The organism is Acidovorax sp. DW039 (assembly GCF_037101375.1).
Lineage (GTDB): Bacteria > Pseudomonadota > Gammaproteobacteria > Burkholderiales > Burkholderiaceae_C > Acidovorax.
This window is the reverse complement of record NZ_AP029019.1, coordinates 3,571,900-3,589,704: the sequence shown is the minus strand read 5'-3', so window position 1 is coordinate 3,589,704 and position 17,805 is coordinate 3,571,900. Positions and strand designations below refer to the sequence as shown.

12 protein-coding genes are annotated in these 17,805 nt (G+C 65.5%); 3 read left to right on the top strand and 9 right to left on the bottom strand.

What is annotated here, in order from left to right; all coding sequences use genetic code 11:
• The first annotated feature begins 197 nt into the window (after window positions 1-197).
• Complete coding sequence (locus AACH87_RS16035) at window positions 198-545, top strand: HPF/RaiA family ribosome-associated protein (protein ID WP_338795479.1); 348 nt, start codon at window positions 198-200, stop codon at window positions 543-545.
• Window positions 546-607: 62 nt separating this feature from the next.
• Here the strand turns inward: AACH87_RS16035 and AACH87_RS16030 are convergent, their stop codons facing one another.
• The 6 genes from AACH87_RS16030 to AACH87_RS16005 form a co-directional block, all read right to left on the bottom strand.
• Window positions 608-2,782 carry a TonB-dependent siderophore receptor gene (locus AACH87_RS16030; RefSeq protein WP_338795478.1) on the bottom strand — a complete coding sequence of 725 codons (2,175 nt, stop codon included), beginning with the start codon at window positions 2,780-2,782 and terminating at the stop codon, window positions 608-610.
• A gap of 155 nt (window positions 2,783-2,937) precedes the next feature.
• Complete coding sequence (locus AACH87_RS16025; RefSeq protein ID WP_338795477.1) at window positions 2,938-5,154, bottom strand: TonB-dependent siderophore receptor; 2,217 nt, start codon at window positions 5,152-5,154, stop codon at window positions 2,938-2,940.
• A 98-nt stretch (window positions 5,155-5,252) separates the two neighbouring features.
• Window positions 5,253-5,966, bottom strand: coding sequence for a DUF4198 domain-containing protein (locus AACH87_RS16020; protein WP_338798993.1), 714 nt, complete (start codon window positions 5,964-5,966; stop codon window positions 5,253-5,255).
• Between the two features lie 275 nt (window positions 5,967-6,241).
• The gene (locus tag AACH87_RS16015; RefSeq protein WP_338795476.1) at window positions 6,242-8,479 is read right to left on the bottom strand and encodes a TonB-dependent receptor; all 2,238 of its coding nucleotides are present in this window, start codon (window positions 8,477-8,479) and stop codon (window positions 6,242-6,244) included.
• Window positions 8,480-8,559: 80 nt separating this feature from the next.
• The gene (locus AACH87_RS16010) at window positions 8,560-8,763 is read right to left on the bottom strand and encodes a hypothetical protein (protein WP_338795475.1); all 204 of its coding nucleotides are present in this window, start codon (window positions 8,761-8,763) and stop codon (window positions 8,560-8,562) included.
• Complete coding sequence (locus AACH87_RS16005) at window positions 8,760-9,935, bottom strand: PepSY domain-containing protein (RefSeq protein ID WP_338795474.1); 1,176 nt, start codon at window positions 9,933-9,935, stop codon at window positions 8,760-8,762. The genes AACH87_RS16010 and AACH87_RS16005 overlap by 4 nt, the downstream gene beginning before the upstream one ends.
• A 132-nt stretch (window positions 9,936-10,067) precedes the next feature.
• Here AACH87_RS16005 and AACH87_RS16000 point away from each other — a divergent pair, with 132 nt between their 5' ends.
• Together AACH87_RS16000 and AACH87_RS15995 are read left to right on the top strand one after the other, a co-directional pair.
• Window positions 10,068-10,310 carry a hypothetical protein gene (locus tag AACH87_RS16000; protein WP_338795473.1) on the top strand — a complete coding sequence of 81 codons (243 nt, stop codon included), beginning with the start codon at window positions 10,068-10,070 and terminating at the stop codon, window positions 10,308-10,310.
• A gap of 384 nt (window positions 10,311-10,694) precedes the next feature.
• On the top strand, window positions 10,695-12,848 hold the full coding sequence (locus AACH87_RS15995; RefSeq protein WP_338795472.1) for a M48 family metalloprotease: 2,154 nt from the start codon (window positions 10,695-10,697) through the stop codon (window positions 12,846-12,848).
• 59 nt (window positions 12,849-12,907) lie between these two features.
• Here the strand turns inward: AACH87_RS15995 and AACH87_RS15990 are convergent, their stop codons facing one another.
• The 3 genes from AACH87_RS15990 to AACH87_RS15980 form a co-directional block, all read right to left on the bottom strand.
• Window positions 12,908-15,028 (bottom strand): TonB-dependent siderophore receptor, encoded by a 2,121-nt coding sequence (locus AACH87_RS15990; protein WP_338795471.1) that lies wholly within the window; start codon window positions 15,026-15,028, stop codon window positions 12,908-12,910.
• 136 nt (window positions 15,029-15,164) lie between these two features.
• Window positions 15,165-17,330, bottom strand: a complete 2,166-nt coding sequence (locus AACH87_RS15985; RefSeq protein ID WP_338795469.1) for a TonB-dependent siderophore receptor — start codon at window positions 17,328-17,330, stop codon at window positions 15,165-15,167.
• A 142-nt stretch (window positions 17,331-17,472) separates the two neighbouring features.
• A complete protein-coding gene (locus AACH87_RS15980; RefSeq protein WP_338795468.1) occupies window positions 17,473-17,805 on the bottom strand; it encodes a DUF3325 domain-containing protein in 333 nt (110 codons plus the stop codon).

The following is a 17,805-nucleotide window of genomic DNA, read 5'->3' as shown; positions in this document are numbered from 1 at the left end:
ACAGCCTTGAATGTGAGGCTGCATCGGCTTATCACCAACCATGTTTTTTGGAAGTGCGGGTGCGGTTTTATCGATGTGTCCAGAACTGGGGCGTTGAGCTGAATAGCAGCCTGCGGCGAAGTCACGTTCTCAAAAAAGCTGCTGGGTCGGTTTTGACGAGGCGCCTAAGGTGTGGTCTCCAACCAAGGAGAGCATTGATGCAGATACTTTTCAAGTCCCGCCATCCCGAAGCCGCCTTGATGCGTGACACCGTGGAACGCCGCGTGCGGTTTGCCCTGCGGCGTCTGAATGCCCTGGTACCCCGTGCCGACGTGCACCTGGCCGATGTGAACGGCCCCCGTGGCGGGCTGGACAAGCGATGCCAGATCACCTTGCGCACCGATGGCGCAGGCGAGGTGGTGGTGTCATCGGTTGCCGATAACTGGCGCACTGCGCTGGACGAAGCGCTGGCGCGTGCAGTGCGCCATGTGCTGAATGTGTGGCGCAGGGCGACGCTGGTGCGCCGCCCTCATTCCCGTCAGAGACCACGGGCTGTGGAGGCATAGGCCTGCAAGATCTGAGCACGCGTGCGGTGCAACTGCAGGGCACCGCACGCATCCCGTGTGTCTCAGAACCTGTAGGTGGATGTGAGCGTGTAGGTGCGTGCCTGTCCGTAGAAGCAGTCACCCCGTGCCAGGCACTGGGTGATATACACCTTGTCGGTCAGGTTGACCACGTTGAACGCCACACGCCAGTCGCCTGCGTCGTAGGCCACCATGGCGTCGGCAATGGTGGATGCTGGTGTGCCGATGGAATACGTGCCATCGGTGCTGAGCTGTGTGCCGGTGTACCGCAGCCCGGCACCCACGCTCCAGCTGCCGCCGCCCGTCTGGGCAAAGCGGTGGGTCAACCATGCAGAGGCCGTGTGCTTGGGCACGCTCTCCAGCCGCTGGCCGACATTGCCGTCATTGCTTTTGGAAATGCGTGCATCCGTGTAGGCGTAGCCCATGCTCAGGTCCCAGCGTGGCACCAGGGTGGCCTTGATTTCGGCCTCCAGACCACGCACCTTGGCTTCGCCCACCTGCAGGCTGTTGTTGGGGTTGGCGGGGTCGGTCGTCAGGCGGTTGGTTTCGCGCAGCTGGTACACGGCGGCGTAGGCGCTGATACCCTGGCCCGGCGGCTGCCACTTCACACCGGCCTCCCACTGCTTGCCGCGCGTGGGCTTGTAGGGCTTGCCGTAAAAGTTCACACCGCTCAGGGGCAGAAACGACTCCGCATAGCTGACGTAAGGAGCCCAGCCATGGCCCCACTGGTAGGTGGCGCCGATGCGCTTGCTCCAGGCCTTGTCTTCTGACGCTGCCGCGGGGTCTCCGTCGGTGTCAGAGTTGGCCTTGTCGTGACGCAGACCCACCGTCACCGTCCATGCGTTCCAGCGGATCTGGTCTTGGGCGTAGAAGCCCAGCTGGCGACCGGTCACGTTGGGCTGCACGACCAGGTCTGCTGCGGTGGGCGGCGTGAAGCGCCCGTACACGGGGTTGTAGAGATCCAGATCTGCTGCGTTGGACTGGAACCAGTCTGATCCACCCGTGCGCACGCGCTGCACATCCATGCCCATCAGCAGGTTGTGCTCGGTACTGCCCCACTGCTGCTTGCCTTGCAACTGGGTGTCCACCAGCAGCATGCGCGCGTTGCCCAGGTGCCAGCTGGCATCGCGCTGGATGGTGCGGTTGTCTGCCGTGAACACCGGGCGCGGCGAGAAGCTGGTGTACAGCGTCTTGTAGTCCACGTCGCTGACGCTGCGGCGCAGGTTCTGGCGCAGGGTCCAGTCGCTGCTGAGCTGGTGGCTGAACTGGTAGCCGATGGAGTCGCTGCTGGCGTTGTAGGCATCCCAGCCCGGCTCGCCATTGAAGCGAGACGTGGGGATCTGCCCGTAGGTGTTGGGCAGCAGCGTACCTTGCCAAGGGAAGAAGCCAATGAGCGAGCCGCTCTTATCGCGCTGGTGCGTGGCTTGCAGCGTGAGCGATGTGGCGGCGTTGGGCTTCCAGGTGAGTGAGGGGGCTATCACCACCCGGTCGTCCTTGACGTAATCCACCTGCGTGTCGCTGTCTCGCCCCACAGCCACCAGGCGGTAGAGCCACTGGCCTTCCTTGTCGAGCGGCCCGGTCAGGTCAGCCGCCATCTGCTTGCGGCTGTGGCTGCCGAGCTGGACCTGCACCTCGCGCTGAGCTTCTTCCAGCGGGCGCTTGCTTGTCAGCGCCAGCACGCCACCCACGGTGCCTTTGCCGTACAGCACGGACGAGGGGCCGCGCAGCACTTCTGCGCGCTCCAGGGTGTAGGGATCGGGGCGGGTGTCGTTCCAGTAGCCGGTCTGTCGCAGCAGGCCGTCCAGGTATTGCGACAAGTCGTTGCCCCGCACGGTGAAGGAGTCCTGCCGACTGTCAAAGTAGTTGGACACGACACCTGCCGTGTAGGCGGTGGTTTGCCGCAGGGTCTGAGAGCCCTGGGCTTCCATTTCATCGCGGGTCACCACGCTGATGGCCTGCGGAGTCTCGAGCAGGGGCGTATCGGTCTTGGTGGCGCTCAAGGCACGTTTGGCCACAAAGCCGGTCACGGGCGATGTGGCAGTTTCTCCGCCGCTGGGGGCGGCGTTGACGGTGATGGAGGGCAGGGCCTTGTCGGCTGTGGAAGCCTCGGCGCTGGATGTCTGTGCATGTGCTGCGCTGGCGCACAGCAGCGCCAGCGCAGCTTGTGCCACCGCAGTCAGTGCGGGGTGCGCAGGGCGCGAAAGAGGGTAACGGGTCATGGCATTACATGGGTCGGGTGGATGGAAAGGGTGAAAGTGCGCGTCGATGAAAAAATGGCGGGCCCGCAAGGGCTGCGGCCCGCCGATGTGGTCTGTGTGCTGTGCAGCGATTTCCGCTCAGGGCTCGCTGCGCCTCATGCAGGCTTCAAGCAGCGTCAGAACCGGTAGGTGGACGTGAGCGTGTAGGTACGCGCCTGGCCGTAGAAGCAGTCGCCCCGCGCCAGGCACTGGGTGATCTGCACCTTGTCGGTCAGGTTGACCACGTTGAACGCCACACGCCAGTCGCCTGCGTCGTAGGCCACCATGGCGTCGGCAATGGTGGATGCTGGTGTGGTGACGGCCGAGGTACCCGTCCATTGCGAGCCGGTGTAGCGCAGCCCTGCGCCCACCGTCCAGCCGCCACGCCCCTCTGCGGCAAAGCGGTGGCTGATCCAGGCGGAAGCGGTGTTTTTGGATACGCCTGCCACAGGTTGCCCCTGGTCACCCGCATTGCTGCGCGTGACCTTGGCATCGGTGTAGGCATAGGCCAGGGTGAAGTCCCACTGCCTGGCCAGGCTGGCCTGCACTTCAGCCTCAAAGCCGTTGGTCTTGGTCTCGCCAATCTGCAGGCTGTTGAGCGGATTGGTCGGGTCGCTGGTCTTGCGGTTCTTTTCGCGCAGGGTGTATACGGCGGCGTAGGCCGATATGCCGCGCCCTGCGGGTTGCCATTTCACCCCCGCTTCCCACTGTTCACCGCGCTGCGGTTTGTAGGGCGTGCCATACACGTCCGCACCGCCCAAGGGCTGGAAAGACTCGGAATAGCCCACATACGGTGCCCATCCGCCGTCCAGCTGATAGGTCAGGCCAGCGCGTTTGGTCCAGGCCTTGTCGTCCACCGCGGCGGCGGGGCGGCCCTCGGTGTCGGTCTTGGCACTGTCGTGGCGCAGGCCCAGGGTGGCGGTCCAGCGGTCCCACTTGATCTGGTCTTGCGCGTAAAAGCCGAGCTGCTTTTGCTCCACGCTGGGTTGGCGCACCAGTTGCGATGCCGTGGGTGGGGTGAAGTTGCCGTAGACGGGGTTGTAGACGTCGATGGATGAAATGACAGAGCTCCATGACTTTTGCCCCGTGTGGTTGCGCTGGATGTCGATGCCCGCAAGCAGGGTGTGGCTGGTATCGCCCGCCTTGAGCTTGCCTTCCAGTTGCGTGTCGATCAGCAGCATGCGGCCGGTGTTGAACTGCCACGCAGCATCGCGCACCACCGTGCGGCCATCGCTGTTGAAAACGGGGCGGGCCGGGCGGCCCGTAGCCGCGTTGGCCTTGAAGCTGGTGTAGATGGTGCGGTAGTCCACTTCGCTCACGGTGCGGCGCAGGTTCTGGCGCAAGTTCCAGTCGCTGTTGAACTCGTGGCTGAAGAGGTAGCCCCAGGAGTTGTTGGTGGTGTCGTAGGCGTCCCAGCCCGGCTCGCTGATGAAGGTGTTGGTCGGAATCTGCCCATAGCGGCTGGGCAACTGTGTGCCCTGCCAGGGGAAGAAGCCGATCAGCGAGCCGCTCTTGTCCTTCTGGTGCAGGCCTTGCAGGGTGAGCGATGTGGAGGCGCTGGGCTTCCAGGTGAGCGATGGCATCAGCACTACGCGGTTGTCGTCCACATGGTCCACCTGGCTGCCACTGTCGCGCCCAATGGCCACCAGGCGGTAGAGCCATTGCCCGTCCTGGTCCAGCGCACCGGTAAGGTCGGTGGCAATCTGCTTGCGGCTGTAATTGCCCAGTTGCACCTGCACTTCGCGCAGGGGCTCAGCCTGGGGGCGCTTGCTGGTGAGGTTGAGCACGCCGCCCACGCTGCCCTGCCCATACAGCACCGAGGTGGGGCCGCGCAGAAACTCCACGCGCTCCAGCGTGTAGGGGTCGGGTCGGCTGTTGTTGTAGGTGCCGTAGGTGCGCAGCAAGCCGTCCTGGTACTGCGTCACGTCGCTGCCCCGAGCCTTGAAGGCGTCCACACGGCTGTCGAAGTAGTTGGACACTGCCCCGGCGGTGTAGGCGGTGACCTGGCGCAGCGTCTGCGCACCCTGGGCCTCTATCTGGTCGCGTGTCACCACGCTGATGGCCTGCGGGGTTTCGAGCAGGGGGGTGTCGGTCTTGGTCGCACTCAGGGCACGCTTGGCCACAAAGCCGGTGACGGGCGATGTGGCTGTTTCACCGCCGCCCGGGGCGGCCTGGATGGTGATGGAGGGCAGGGTCTTGTCAGCCGCTGCGGCGTTTGTCGTGGCGGCGGGTGCGTCAGCGCTTTGCGCATGGGCAGCGCAGGCGCACATCAGCAGCGTGGCGTAGGCCACGGCGGTCAGCACGGGCCGTGCAGTACTGGCGGAGGGGGAAAGGGCAGAGGTGGAGAAGGTCATGGTGTTACATCGGATGTCTCGGTGAAGAGCGCGAGGAAATGGAATTGCTATCGAATCAGTAGCTGCCAGCGCTTGATTGGAAAGCGCTGGAGGCTCCTTCAGTGCGCGTGCGGTGCGGGCAGCGCGGGCGATGCCATGCCCTCGGCCTGCACAAAGCTCAGGGTGATGAGGTGGCTGACCTCGCCGTACTTCTGGCCTTGCGCCTCGCCGGGCGTCTTGTCGGTGTGCTTGACCTCGGCCACGTACTGGCCCTTCCACGGCAGGGCGAAGGTGACGGTGCCGTCCTCGCCGCTGGTAGCTTCGCGCGACCAGCCGGAGGGGGACACCAGCTCCACCTTGGCCTTGGGCAGAGGGGCTCCGTTGAACACGACCTTGAGCTGGCCGGGTTTACCGGTGGGCACCAGGTCCAGTGCAGCCGTGGGTGTCACGGGTTTGGCCAGGCTGGCCACCCAGCGGGCGGTGGGCTTCCACAGCAGCGGGGGCAGGTTGGCCTTGGTGCGGTCGATCACGGGGTAAGCTGGGTGGGCAAACAGGGTGTCTGCGTTGGGCGCTGTGGCGTAGCTGAAGGCTTCCTTGGTGAGCTGACCTTGCACCCGCTCGGTGGCACCGGCCACCGATTGCTCCAGCACGGGTACGCCCTTGAACTTGTCGAGCAGGCCGGGCGAGGTCTCGCGCACGTTGTCGTTGTATTCGCCAAAGTGCAGCCGGGCCTGGCCGCCGGTGTGCTCCAGCCACACCTGGTGGGCCTGGGCGGCCAGGCCAGTGGTGGCCAGCAGGGCGGCGATCAGCAGGGTGCGGGTGGGTGGGTTCATACGATGGTTCATGGCGGTCAGCTCCTTACAGTAGGTTGAACAGAACGGGTTTCAGAAATCTCAGGGTGAGCACATCCAGCCCCACGGTGGCGGGGGCGAAAATGCTCATGTTTTGATAGCTGCCTGCGCTTATGGGATAGGCGCTGGTGGCTGCTTTTGCTTTGATGCTTAGCTTGGGCGTGGTGCGCGCCCCTCAGGTCAGGGGCGCGTCGGTGTCACGTTAGATGGCGAAGCGGGCAGTTATCTGCAGGCGGATGGGCCGCAGCGCAGCAGAGTCAGAAATCCACGCTGGCGCTCAGGCTCACGGTGCGTGGTGCGCTCACTGTCAGGTAGCCTGATCCGGGATATCCACCCACCGAGGCCCAGTAGCTCTTGTCGGCCACGTTGTCGATGCGCAGGCGCAGGGTGACGAGCTTGCCTTGCACTTCCGTCAGATAGCGCACGCCCAGGTCCAGCCGGTTCCAGCCGCCCACCTTGAGGGTGTTGGTCGCGTTGGCGTAGCTTGATCCGGTGTGCACCAGGCGGCCGTCTACGGCAAGGCCGGGCACGCCGGGCACATCCCACTCCGCGCCGATATTGGCTTGCACTTCGGGCACGCCAATCACGCGCTTGCCATCGGTGGTGGCAGAGCCTGTGGCTTGCTGCTTGGCGTCCAGCCAGGTCAGGCCGCCCAGCACGCGCAGGCCCTTGGTGGCTTCGCCCTGCACGGCCAGTTCCAGGCCCTGGTGGCGGTCTTTGCCGTAGGTGCCGAACACATTGCTGGTGTTCAAGAAGGCGCGAGGCTTGTCGGTGCTGAAGAAGGCCAGGCTGCCCGCCACGCGGCCCGCGTCGTACTTCACGCCCACTTCCTTTTGCTTGGCCACGTAGGGCTTGAGCATCTCGCCCCGGTTGGCCGCCGTGCTGGGCGCGGTTTGCCCCTGGCTCAGTCCTTCGACATAGTTGGCGTACAGCGACAGGCTTTTGTCCAGCTTGTACACCGCCGCCAGCAGGGGGCTGGTGCGGCTTTGCTCATAACGGTCGGTGAGGGATCCGTTGGCATACAGGTAGTTGGCAATGTTGATCTTCTGGTGGCGCAGGCCTGCGGTGAGCAGCAGGCGCTTGTCCAGCAGCGACAGGGTGTCGCCCACGGCAAAGCTCGTCAGCCGCGTGGTGCCGGTGCGCAGCGGGTTGGCCAGATCGCCACCGTACAGCGTGTTGCCACTGAAGGCGGGCAGGTTGGTGGACACCGGTCCGTACAGGTTGGTGTCCAGCGTGTTGCGCCAGTCCATGGCGTAGGCGTTCTTCTTCTCAAAGTCGAACAGCGACGCCGTGGCCACCCATTCGTGCCCCACGCTGCCGGTCTGCAGCTTGCCGCGCACGCCCAGTTCGCCGGTGTTGACGCTGTCCTTGCGCGTGTTGTCAAAGCGGTAGGTGGTGGCAGCGCCCGTGCTGCCGTTGTTGACGGTGATGTTGGCCAGCGAGTTGGCCTCGTCGCTGCGGCGCGCGCCAGCGGCGGCCCAGGCGGTCATGTCTGGCGTGATGTCCCACTCGCCACGGAAGGTGCCGAAGGTGTCGCGCTCGTTCGAGTAGCTCCAGGGCTGGGCGTAGTTGCTCTGGTTGTCGGGCACGGCGGGCACGCTGGTCACATTGGCGCCCAGCGTCACGTTGGTGCGGGTGCGCTTGAGCTTGTGGTCCTGCCAGCCGATGTCGCCCGACAGGCGCACATCGCGGCTGCGCCAGTCCAGCCCCACGGCCAGCAGGCCCAGTTTGGCGTCTTCGTCGTTGATGGCGGTGCCGCCGCTGTGGGTAGCAGCGTTCAGGCGCACGCCGGTGCTGCCATCCGGCCCAAAGCGGCGGGCAATGTCTGCCGCCAGCTGGGTGCTGCCGCCGCTGCCCACGCCAAAGCTCACGCGGTTCAATGGCTCGTTGGGCGCACGCTTGGGCAGCAGGTTGATGCTGCCCCCAATGCCTCCCCCTGCGGGGCTGGCACCGTTCAAAAAGGCCGATGCGCCGCGCAGCACTTCCACCCGCTCGAACAGCTCGGTGGCGATGTACTGGCGGGGCAGCAGGCTGTACAGGCCGTTGAACGCGGTGTCGTCCGAATCGAGCAAAAAGCCGCGAATGAAGTACGACTCCTGGAAGTTGCCGAAACCACGCGCCACGCGCACGGTGGGGTCGTTCTGCAGCACATCGCCCACGCTACGGGCGTGGCGGTCCAGGATCAATTCGTTGGTGTAGCTGATGGCGGAGAACGGCGTGTCCATCGCATCGCGCGTGCCCAGAATGCCCGCACGCGCGCCGCGCGCTACCTGGCCGCCGGGGTAGGCGGGAGACAGGCCTTGGGCTGATGCGTCGGCACTGGCGTTGACGGTGACGGTGGACAGGCTCTTGTCGGCCTGGGTGCTCGTCCCGGAAGGGGGCGTCGCTGATGTGTCGGCGGCTCCTTGCGCGTGGGCAACGGGCCATGCCAGCATGCAAGTGAGGGCGGCGGCAAGTGCCACGGGGCGGATCAGGGTACGGTGTTGGCTGTGCATGAAAAGTTGGCTCAGGTCAGGGTTGGAAAAATCAAGGCAGGAGGGCAGAGACGTACAGAGGGCACCGTGGGTACAGGGCTTCAGCGCGGGGCGTCTTGAGATCGGGAGCGCTTGCGGGGCCAGGCGTGCCAGCCCATCACCAGCGTGGGCAGGCCCAGTGCACACCAGGCCCACCAGTCGCCCCAGGTGTCCGACACCAGCGCGCTGACAAGGCCTGTGGCCGTGAGCACGGCCAGGACGATGGGCCAGCCCCACAGGGCCCAGAAGGGAGATGGCGCCTTCATGCGGAGGCTCCTTGCGCTGAGGCAGCAGGCGCGGTGGGCGCGCCCGGCTGGGCGGCGTTGCTCCCCGCCGTAGCGGGTGCCCTGCGGCGCAGCCACAGGTACAAGCCACTGCCCAGCACCACGATGGTGGCAATGTCCAGCAGGGCCCACAGCACCTTCATGGGCATGCCGCCGTAGTCGCCAAAGTGCAGGGGTTGCGAGACCAGCAGGGCCGTGAGGTACCACGGCAGTTGCGGCGCGGCGGTGACCTGGGCTGTGCGTGCATCCACCAGCACCGGCTGCAGCAGGCGCGAGGTCAGCGGTGTGTTGCCCCGCAGGAAGAAGGTGTTGTGGTGTGGGCTGGAAAACGCGGTGCCCGGGAAGGCAATGAACGATAGCTTCATGCCCGGCGCATGTGCCAGTGCGGCCTCCAGCGCGGGCTGCAGTGCGCTGCGCTCGGCGGCAGGCACCGTGGGCTGGCCCGCATAGGGTGCCAGCAGGGCCGAGAGCTTGTCGTGCTGCCAGTACTTGATCATCAGGTCGGCCCAGGTGTTGATCATGCCGGTGCCACCCACCACCAGCGCCCACACCACGGTGACGATGCCCAGCAGGTTGTGCAGGTCCAGCCACTTCAGCCTGGGCGACTTGGTGCGCCGCACCTCACCAAACGCCAGCTTGCGCATGAAGGGCGCATACAGCACCACACCGGTGACGATGGCCACCAGCAGCAGCAAACCCATCAGCCCCAGGAACAGCTTGCCCGCCAGCCCGGCAAACAGGTCCACATGCAGGCGGAACATCACATACATGAATCCCTGATCCACCGGCCGCCGCGCCAGCACCTGCGCGGTGCGGCCATCCACGGCGATGGATTTGAAATCTTCGGTGGGGGCAGGCGTAGGGGTGAGGGTGACGAACCACAGGGCATCGTCTTCGTCCGACTGCGAGGCGAACTGCACTACCCGATCGGGGTACTCGGCCCGTGCGGAGGTCAGCACCTGGTCTAGGCTGGCGCGCGGGGTGCCCGCAGGCATGGGGGGCGCTTCCACCTCGGTGCCCAGCACATGGCCGATCTCATGGTGAAAGATGAGCGGCAGCCCGGTGATGCACAGCAGCAGCATGAAAAGGGTGCAGACCAGGCTGGACCATTTGTGGGTCCAGGACCAGCGGCGCAGGGCGGTGGGCGAAAGCATGGTGGCGGCGGCTGCACGGGGCGCCGGCCCGGGCTCTGTGCAGAGCAGGGGTGTTGATTGCGCAGCCAAAAGCCGTAGCACCCACGCAAAGCAAGCCAGAGACAGGGCCGAACATTCCCCACAAGAGGGGTGTTGGACACAGGGGTGCTGGCTGCAGCGGGCGTGGCCTGCACTGCTGGCTTGCTGCCCGATGCGCACGACGTGCATCAGGCCTTGCGCAGGCCGTTCCACCTCAGCCCCTTCGTCCTGGCCCTGGTGGCGGGGCGGTGGGCAAAGGGCGCAGCGGTGGGCGGGCCCATGCGCAAGCTTTCCATTCTAAATGAGAATGGTTCTTTTTATGTTTTCATGCGTGGCGATCCCGCCAAGTCGCCATGACGTGTGGCGTGCGGCCCACACCCTGGTCCCGCCTCTGTGACGGAGTACGCACAACTCACAAATGGTTTCTCTTTCGCTGGCTGCCTGCGGCGCTTTGGCGCAGGGCGTGGGCAGAATCGGCGCGCCCGGCATCCCTCGAACCTCCTCCATTGCGTGAGGCGTTGCGGTCTGCCGGGGTAGCGCAGGCGCTGGCGTGGAGGCAGCACCTGCTGGCCGGGCAGTGCCAGTGCACATCACTCCCCCCGGCGTTGGCCCCTTATCGCTTGTTGCCTTGCTGTGGTGTGGCAGGGAGCGGGCGCGGGGCCAGCGTCACGGGGCCGCGTGGCGTGCGTTGCGATGGCTGCTGACGGACCTGGAAGCCTGTTCAACCATTACTCAAACATCATGGCATTTTCAATTGGAGAGAAAGTCGGCAGGGTGTGGAACCTGCTGCCCAGCAGCGCCAAGCTAGTGCTCTGGTCTGTGTGCATTCCTTTGCTGCTGGCTGGTATCGGGGTGTGGGAATACCGGCAGTATGAACAGCCGGGCCTGTCGCCCGAGCATCAGGAACTGCTCGGGCAGATCCAGCAGGCGCAGGATGCACTGCGCGAGAACCCGCGCACGCAGATCACGATCGACGGTCGGGCGCTCAGTGGCATCGTCGCCAAGGCGCGGCTGCAGCAGATTGAGCGGCGGATTCGCGAAGACAGTGACTCGCAGAACCTGGTGGGCAAGATCGTTCGCCCAGGCAGTCTGGTCGCGGTAGGGGCTGGGCTGTTGGCCGCCGCGGTGGCGCTCGTGGGCTTTTTTGGCGTGAATACGGCCGGCCGCAAGGCCTTGCAGTCGCGCGATGCGCTCATGGCCCAGTTCGCCCGCTGGCGCAGCCTGTTGCCCACCTACCTTTCGGTGCACATGGGGCTGTTCATGGTGTCGGTGGCGGGCCTGCTGGCAGCGCGGCTGGGGGTGGCTTACCAGGTGGTGGTCATCGGCCATGCGAGCAAGGGTGAAGTGAAACTCCAGATGATCATTCTGGTGGTGGCGGGCACGGTGCTGTGGTGTGGCGTGACCTTGCTGCGCGCGCTGTACAAGTCGCTGCGCGAGTTGCAGGACGAGCCCAGCACCGTCATGGGTGTGGCGGTGTCCCGGCAGGAGGCTCCTGCCCTCTGGTCCTATGTGGAAACGCTGGCCCAGGGCGCAGGTGCTGCCACCCCGGCCCATCTGGTGGTGGGCCTGACGGATGGCTTCTACGTGACAGCCCATGCCATGCGCCTGATGCCCAGCGGGCAGGAACTGCGTGGCGAGACCATGTATCTGCCCCTCACCTACCTGACCTTGCTGGAGCGCGATGAAATTAGCGCCATCCTCGCGCACGAGCTGGGGCACTTTGCCGGGTCTGACACGGCCTACAGCCTGCGCTTCTCGCCCATCTACCAAGGGCTGGTGGCCAACCTGCAGGCCATTTATGGCCGCAAGGACAGCAGCGACTGGATGGACCTGCCTGCCACCAGCTTCATCGAATACCTGCTGGAGCGCTTTGACTTGGCCGTGAAGCACTGGAGCCGTGAGCGCGAGTTTGCAGCAGACCAGGTGGCTGCGCGCCTGGTGAGCGGCGAGGCAGTGGCCCGTTCGCTGGTGCGTGTCACTGCGTTGAACGATGTGGTGTACGAGGTGCTGAGCGACATTGGCCGCCGCCCCCAGGAGGCGGGCAGCGATGTCGTGCAGATGCTGCACGACGCCGTGCAGGCCAAGGGCCTGACGGCTCCCAACTTCGCTACCGAAGTGGCCACCGTGCACCCCACCGACACCCACCCCCCGACGCTGGAGCGCGCCAAGGCCGTGAATGCGCCTGTGACCGATGCCATGGTGCAGGCTGCACTCACGCTGCCCGATGCGCAAGCCTTGGCGTGGGTACGCTCGCTGTTTGCTGACAGCCAGGGCCTGCAGGCGCGGCTGTTGAACGACTTCAAGGGCGTGGCGCAGGAGCACAACGAGCAGGTACGCAAGGACCTGACCGAGGCGGTGCAGCAAGCGCAGGGCTCGCTCGAGTTGTATGAGCGCCGCAATAACGTGTGGTTGTTTGGTGGGGTGGCGCTGGTGGCGTTGATCAGCGCCGTGGCCATTGCCGCGCAGGCCGTCGTGGCGGGTAAGTCATTTGCCGGCGTGCGGGATGTGGTGATGATTGCCTTGGCCTGCTTCGGTGGGCTGGCGGGCATGGCCTGGTTGTTCTGGCGTCGCTCATCGGTCATGGTGATGCAGCTTACGGCCGAGGGCATGCGCGTGCCGGGCTGGCCGCAGGTGGTGCCATGGTCCGCCGTGGCGGACTATTCGTCTACCGTAGTCAATGGCTCCAACTTGGTCATGACCTTTGACCTGGACCCTGCCGCTCCGCGCCTGCAGGCCCCGCACACGAACCTGCGCCGTGTCACCTATCGCCCCCAGAAGAACAAGCTGGTGGTGGGCACCACCAAAATCAAAGGCATGGACCTGGAAGCTGTGCACGAAGCCGTATTGCGCTACCTCTCGGGCTGGCATGCGCGCAAGCACTTGGAGTCGATGTAATCGCCCCCCCGCGCCCAAGGGCGCAAGGCCTGCGAGCTTCCCGCGCGTGAGGCCTGGTTCTAGTACCGGGCCTTCAGCGCCACGGTGATGCGGCGGGGCTCTCCATAAAAGTTCTGGCGGCCCACGCTGCCCACTTTTTCGTAGTAGGTTTTGTCCAGCAGGTTGTCCACCGTCAGGCTCACCCCCAGGTGGTCGTTGATCTGGTAGGCCACCTGTGCGTTGAGCACCGCATAGTCGCCGGACATCAGCCGCAGCGCGCCACTTTGTGCGTAGAACTCGCTGCGATAGGCCACGCCGCCGCCCACGCTCCAGCCCTGCAGGCCGGGGCTTCGCAAGGCGTAGCGGGTGGACAGGTTCAGGCTGTGGCGTGGGGTGATAGGGCTGAACACCTGGCCTTGCTGCGCAGCAGGGGCTTTCAGGTACCTGGTGTCGGTGTAGGCGTAGCCCGCCAGCACATCCCAGCCGGGGGCCAACTGGCCGCTCACTTCCATCTCCAGACCCTGGCTGCGCACCTTGCCGCCCGGTATGGACGCGGTGGCCACCCCCGGGTCGGCAATGGCGCGGTCGCTGTCAAGGATGCGGAACAGCGCCGCATGGGCCTGCAGGCGCCTGTTCAGGAATTCGCCCTTCACCCCCAGTTCGACCTGCGAGCCGGTGCGCGGGGGCAGCAGGCTGCCGGCCGAGGTCAGCGCGGACTGCACCACCATCGTCTCGGCATAGCTGGCGTAGGCCGTGGTCTGTGCATTCAGGTCATACAGCGCCGCCACAGACGGGATGAACTGCCGCCCCGGGTTGGCGGTGGAGGTGATCTTGCCGTCGCTCAGGCGCTCGGTCTCTACCTTGGCCCAAGACAGGCGTCCGCCCACCAGCACGCGCGCGCGGTCGGTCACGCTCAGCTGGGCTTGGCCGTAGATGGCGTTCTCGGTGCGGCGGGTGTCGCTGTCATAGCCTGGCAGCGTCAGCACGGGATAAGGCGCGGCGTAGTTGGGGGCAAAAATGTTGGCGATGGATGTGGGGCCGTACACCAGGTTGCCGCCCAGGCTGCTGTTCTGGCTGTGGCTCATGCCCAGCAGCACGCGGTGGGTGCGGCCCAGCCACTGTACGGGTGTGGTCAGGTAGGCGTCGTAGTTGCGGTCGGTGTTCTCCTGCAGGTAGTCCACCGTCTGCATCTGGTAGTTGCCATTGGCGGCCACGGCCGAGTTGGCGCGGGCCGCGCTGTAGAACGATTCGCGCTGCACCTGCCGCGCCGCCAGCTTCACCAGCCCACCGTTGTCCAGGCGGTGTTCCAGCTCGGCAAAGGTGTCGGTGGTGTCCAGGTTCTGCTGGTTGCGTGCCAGCCCGGCAAAGGTGGCGCGGGGCACGTCGAGCAGGCGGCCATCGGCATAGGCGGGCAGGCCCTGGTCGATGGTGGCGCGCACGCGCTGGCGGGTGTGGCCCACCGACAGCGTGGTGGCCGCGTCGATGTCCAGCTCCACGGTGCCGTAGCCCGCTTGCTTGTTGTTGGACAGCGTGTCCACAAAGCTGTTGCGCTCGTCAGAGACCACCACCAGCCGCCCGCGCAGGCTGCCGGTGGCGTTGAGCGCCCCGGTGATGTCTACATCCGCGCGGCGCATGTCCCACGAGCCTGCGGACAGGTTGGCCGACAGGCCCAGCGGGCTGCGTGCACGCTTGCGCACCATGTTGATGGTGCCGCCCGGCTCACTTGCGCCCTGCAGCAGGCCGGATGGGCCGCGCAGCACTTCGATGCGGTCGTAAATGGCGGTGTCCAGCGCCGTGGCAAAGTTGGCACCCTGCGGGATGGCAATGCCGTCCAGCTGGATGGCACCAATGTCGAACCCGCGGGCCTGGATGGTGTTGTAGTTGCCCGCACCGTCCAGCCGCGTCACGTTCACGCCGGTGGTCTGCTTCACGGCGTCTTCGAGTTTGGTGATGTTCAGGTCATCCAGCCGCTGGCGCGTGATAACGCTCATGGACTGCGGCGTTTCGCGGGGCGACTGCACCAGCTTGCCCACGCTCACCTCGCGCGCTGTGTACTGGCCGGAGCCTTCGGTGGCGGCGCTGTCGGCTCCGTCGCTCACCTTCACCTCGGGCAGTGCGGTGGTGGTCTGTGCCTGGGCGTGCTGGGCCATCACCATGGCGACCAGTAAAGAGGCTGCAAGGGCCTGCGGGCGGATGTGCATGTTGTGTCTCCCTCTTCGATGTGTGAGAAGTGCTATTGAATTTGTAGCTGCCTGCGCTTATTGATAAAGCGCTGGAGGCCTGTTTTGCTTGAAATGGCGTGCGCGGGCGATGCGCACGCCGGTGGGCGTGCGGTGCTCAGAACTGCGTACGCAAAGTCACCTGCACGGCGCGGGGCGAGCCCGGCAGGATGAGGTTGTCGTTGCTGCCGTGCGCAGACACGTAGTACTTGCGATCGGCCAGGTTCTTCACGTTCACATCCAGTTCCCAGCGGCCCACGGTGTATTGCAGGGCGGCGTCCAGCGTGGTGTAGGCGGGCAGGGTGACGAGGTTGGTAAGGGAGGTAAAGCGCTCGCCCACATAGCTGACACCGCCGCCCAGGCGCAGGCCTTGGCCCAGGTCCTTCATGGCCCATACAAAGGCGGAGTTGCGGGGCGTCAGTGCCGGTACCTTGCCTGCCGCAGGAACGGCCACTGTCGGCAACTGGGCCGAGGTGGTGGTCGCCAACGATTTGGTCATGCGGCCGTCCAGGTAGGCATAGCCTGCGCTCACGTCCCAGCGGCCTGGCAGGCGGCCGCTGGCCGTCAGTTCAAAGCCGTTGGTGCGCTGGGTGCCCACGTTGATCTGGCGTGCAGGGTTTGTGGGGTCGGTGTTCTTGATGTTGGTGCGCTCGAGGTTGAAGAGAGCGGCGGTCACGCTCAGCTGCTTGTCCAGCAGGTCCAGCTTCACTCCAATCTCTTTGTTCTGGGTGATCTCGGGCTCGGCCGCCGTGATGTTGGCGGCCAGGGCAAACGTCTCTGCCGACGGCTGGAACGATTTGCTGTACGACACGTAGTACGACACAGTGTCGCTGGGCTGCCAGACCAGTCCGGCGCGGGGGCTGAATTTCTTGTCGGTGCGCGAGAGGGTGGAGAGCTTGCGGTCAAAGCGTGTCTCCTGCCCGAACACGTCGTAGCGTGCGCCCACCAGGGCTTTCCACTGGGGGGCCAGTGTGATCTGGTTTTGCCAGTAGAGGGCTGCGGTGTCTTGCGTGGTGTGGCTTGGAATGGCGCTGTCGGCCGCATAGCTGGCGGCTGGAATCACCGGTGCCGCACCAGAGGGGTTGAGGATGGACACACGATCTGCCCCGCCCGACACGGATTCGGCCCGCTTCTTCTGCTGGCCCAGTTCCATGCCCATCAGCCATTCCTGCTGCAGGCCGCCGAGCTGGTTGCGCCAGGTCACATCGGTCTGGTTGAAGAAGCCGCTTTCATCGCGCAGGATGAACGAGCGGGTGCGCCCCACGGTCAGGTTCACCGGATCGGTGGTGCCGCCGGGCAGGGTGTTGTAGCGGTCCAGCGTGTAGTCGTAGGCGCGGGTGACGTTGCGCACCGACCAGTCATCGTTGAAGCGGTGGTTGAGGGTGGCTGTGAACGACTGCATAGTGCTCGTGGTGGTGTCGTCCTGCGCTGCATTGCTGGAGCCGTAATACGTGCCCACGGGCACGTTCACGGGCCGGCCGTTGATGGCGGGGATGCCGAAGTCCGTCAGGCGCTTGTCGCGGGCGTTGGTGTATTGCAGCAGCAGGTCCGTCTGCGCAGACAGCTTGAGCGCCAGGGACGGTGCGAAGTTGTGGCGCTTCACAAACTGCTGGTCGCGGTAGCTGCCAGAGTCCTCCACGGCGGCATTGATGCGGAAGGCCGCCGTGTCGCTGATGCCCACATTCACGTCAGCCGTGGCGCGGCGGTACTGGAAACTGCCCAGGCCGATGGAGGCCTCGCCCGTGGTGTCGCCAAACACCGGCTTTTTGGTCACGCGGTTGATCAGCCCGCCCGAAGACCCGCGCCCGTACAGCACGGCGGCCGGGCCTTTGAGCACCTCGATGCGTTCAATGTCTGCCAGGTCGCGGAAGTACAGCGCATCGTCGCGCACGCCGTCCACAAACTGGTCGGCGATGGCGGTGAAGCCGCGGATCACCACCTGGTCGCGTTGCCCGTCGCCATGGCTCATGGCCACGCCTGGCACGTTGCGCAGCGCATCTTCCATGGTCCGCGCGCCCTGGTCGCGCAGCACCTGGGCGGGCACCACGTTCACCGCCTGGGGCACATCACGCAAAGGCGCGCTGCCTTTGGTGGCGGTCGAGCTGGCTGTGGGCGCATAGGTTTCCTGCGGCGTGGCATGGATGGTGACTTCGCCCAGAGCAGGCGCAGATTCGGTGGCTGCCGGGGTGCCTTGTGCCAGGGCTTGGCTGCAGGTCAGCGCCAGCACGGCACAAGCCAGCGGGGTGAGGGCGCCATGACGAAGCGGATTGCAGGGAACAGACATCTGAAAACTCCTTGAACAATGAACAGTGGAAATGCGGGGTGCAGGCCGCCTGCCCACAGCGCCTGCGCAGCTGTGGGGGCTTAGAGCAAGAGGAATGGGCCGCTGGGGTTTGTGGTGGCTTGAATGCGCTACCTGCCGGGTTTCACCAGCCGAGCAAGCAGGTCAGCACGGCCAGCGCCAGCGCCCCGGCGCCCAGCTGCACGGTGCGCTTTGGCATCCACGTCATGGCGGCAGTGGCCCCCAACGCGGCGGCAGACAGGGCTACGGCCCACAGCGTGATGCCCAGCGATGGGGGGCGGTCAGGCCGCGCCTGCGCCGCCAGCCACAGCGATGCCAGCAGGATGAGCCACGCCACTTGCCGCCAGCGCCGCAGCAAGGCAGGGCTGGCTTCGCGGGCCATGGCGTCTTCATGGTGTTTGTCCATACCCAGGGCCATGGCCAGCCAGGCCGTCAGACAGAAAAGAAAGGTCGACAT

Coding starts and splice junctions, on each gene's coding strand:
- AACH87_RS16035 (WP_338795479.1), top strand. CDS start 198: ATGCAGATACTTTTCAAGTCCCGCCATCCCGAAGCCGCCTTGATGCGT.
- AACH87_RS16030 (WP_338795478.1), bottom strand. CDS start 2,782: ATGACCCGTTACCCTCTTTCGCGCCCTGCGCACCCCGCACTGACTGCG.
- AACH87_RS16025 (WP_338795477.1), bottom strand. CDS start 5,154: ATGACCTTCTCCACCTCTGCCCTTTCCCCCTCCGCCAGTACTGCACGG.
- AACH87_RS16020 (WP_338798993.1), bottom strand. CDS start 5,966: ATGAACCCACCCACCCGCACCCTGCTGATCGCCGCCCTGCTGGCCACC.
- AACH87_RS16015 (WP_338795476.1), bottom strand. CDS start 8,479: ATGCACAGCCAACACCGTACCCTGATCCGCCCCGTGGCACTTGCCGCC.
- AACH87_RS16010 (WP_338795475.1), bottom strand. CDS start 8,763: ATGAAGGCGCCATCTCCCTTCTGGGCCCTGTGGGGCTGGCCCATCGTC.
- AACH87_RS16005 (WP_338795474.1), bottom strand. CDS start 9,935: ATGCTTTCGCCCACCGCCCTGCGCCGCTGGTCCTGGACCCACAAATGG.
- AACH87_RS15995 (WP_338795472.1), top strand. CDS start 10,695: ATGGCATTTTCAATTGGAGAGAAAGTCGGCAGGGTGTGGAACCTGCTG.
- AACH87_RS15990 (WP_338795471.1), bottom strand. CDS start 15,028: ATGCACATCCGCCCGCAGGCCCTTGCAGCCTCTTTACTGGTCGCCATG.
- AACH87_RS15985 (WP_338795469.1), bottom strand. CDS start 17,330: ATGTCTGTTCCCTGCAATCCGCTTCGTCATGGCGCCCTCACCCCGCTG.
- AACH87_RS15980 (WP_338795468.1), bottom strand. CDS start 17,805: ATGTCGACCTTTCTTTTCTGTCTGACGGCCTGGCTGGCCATGGCCCTG.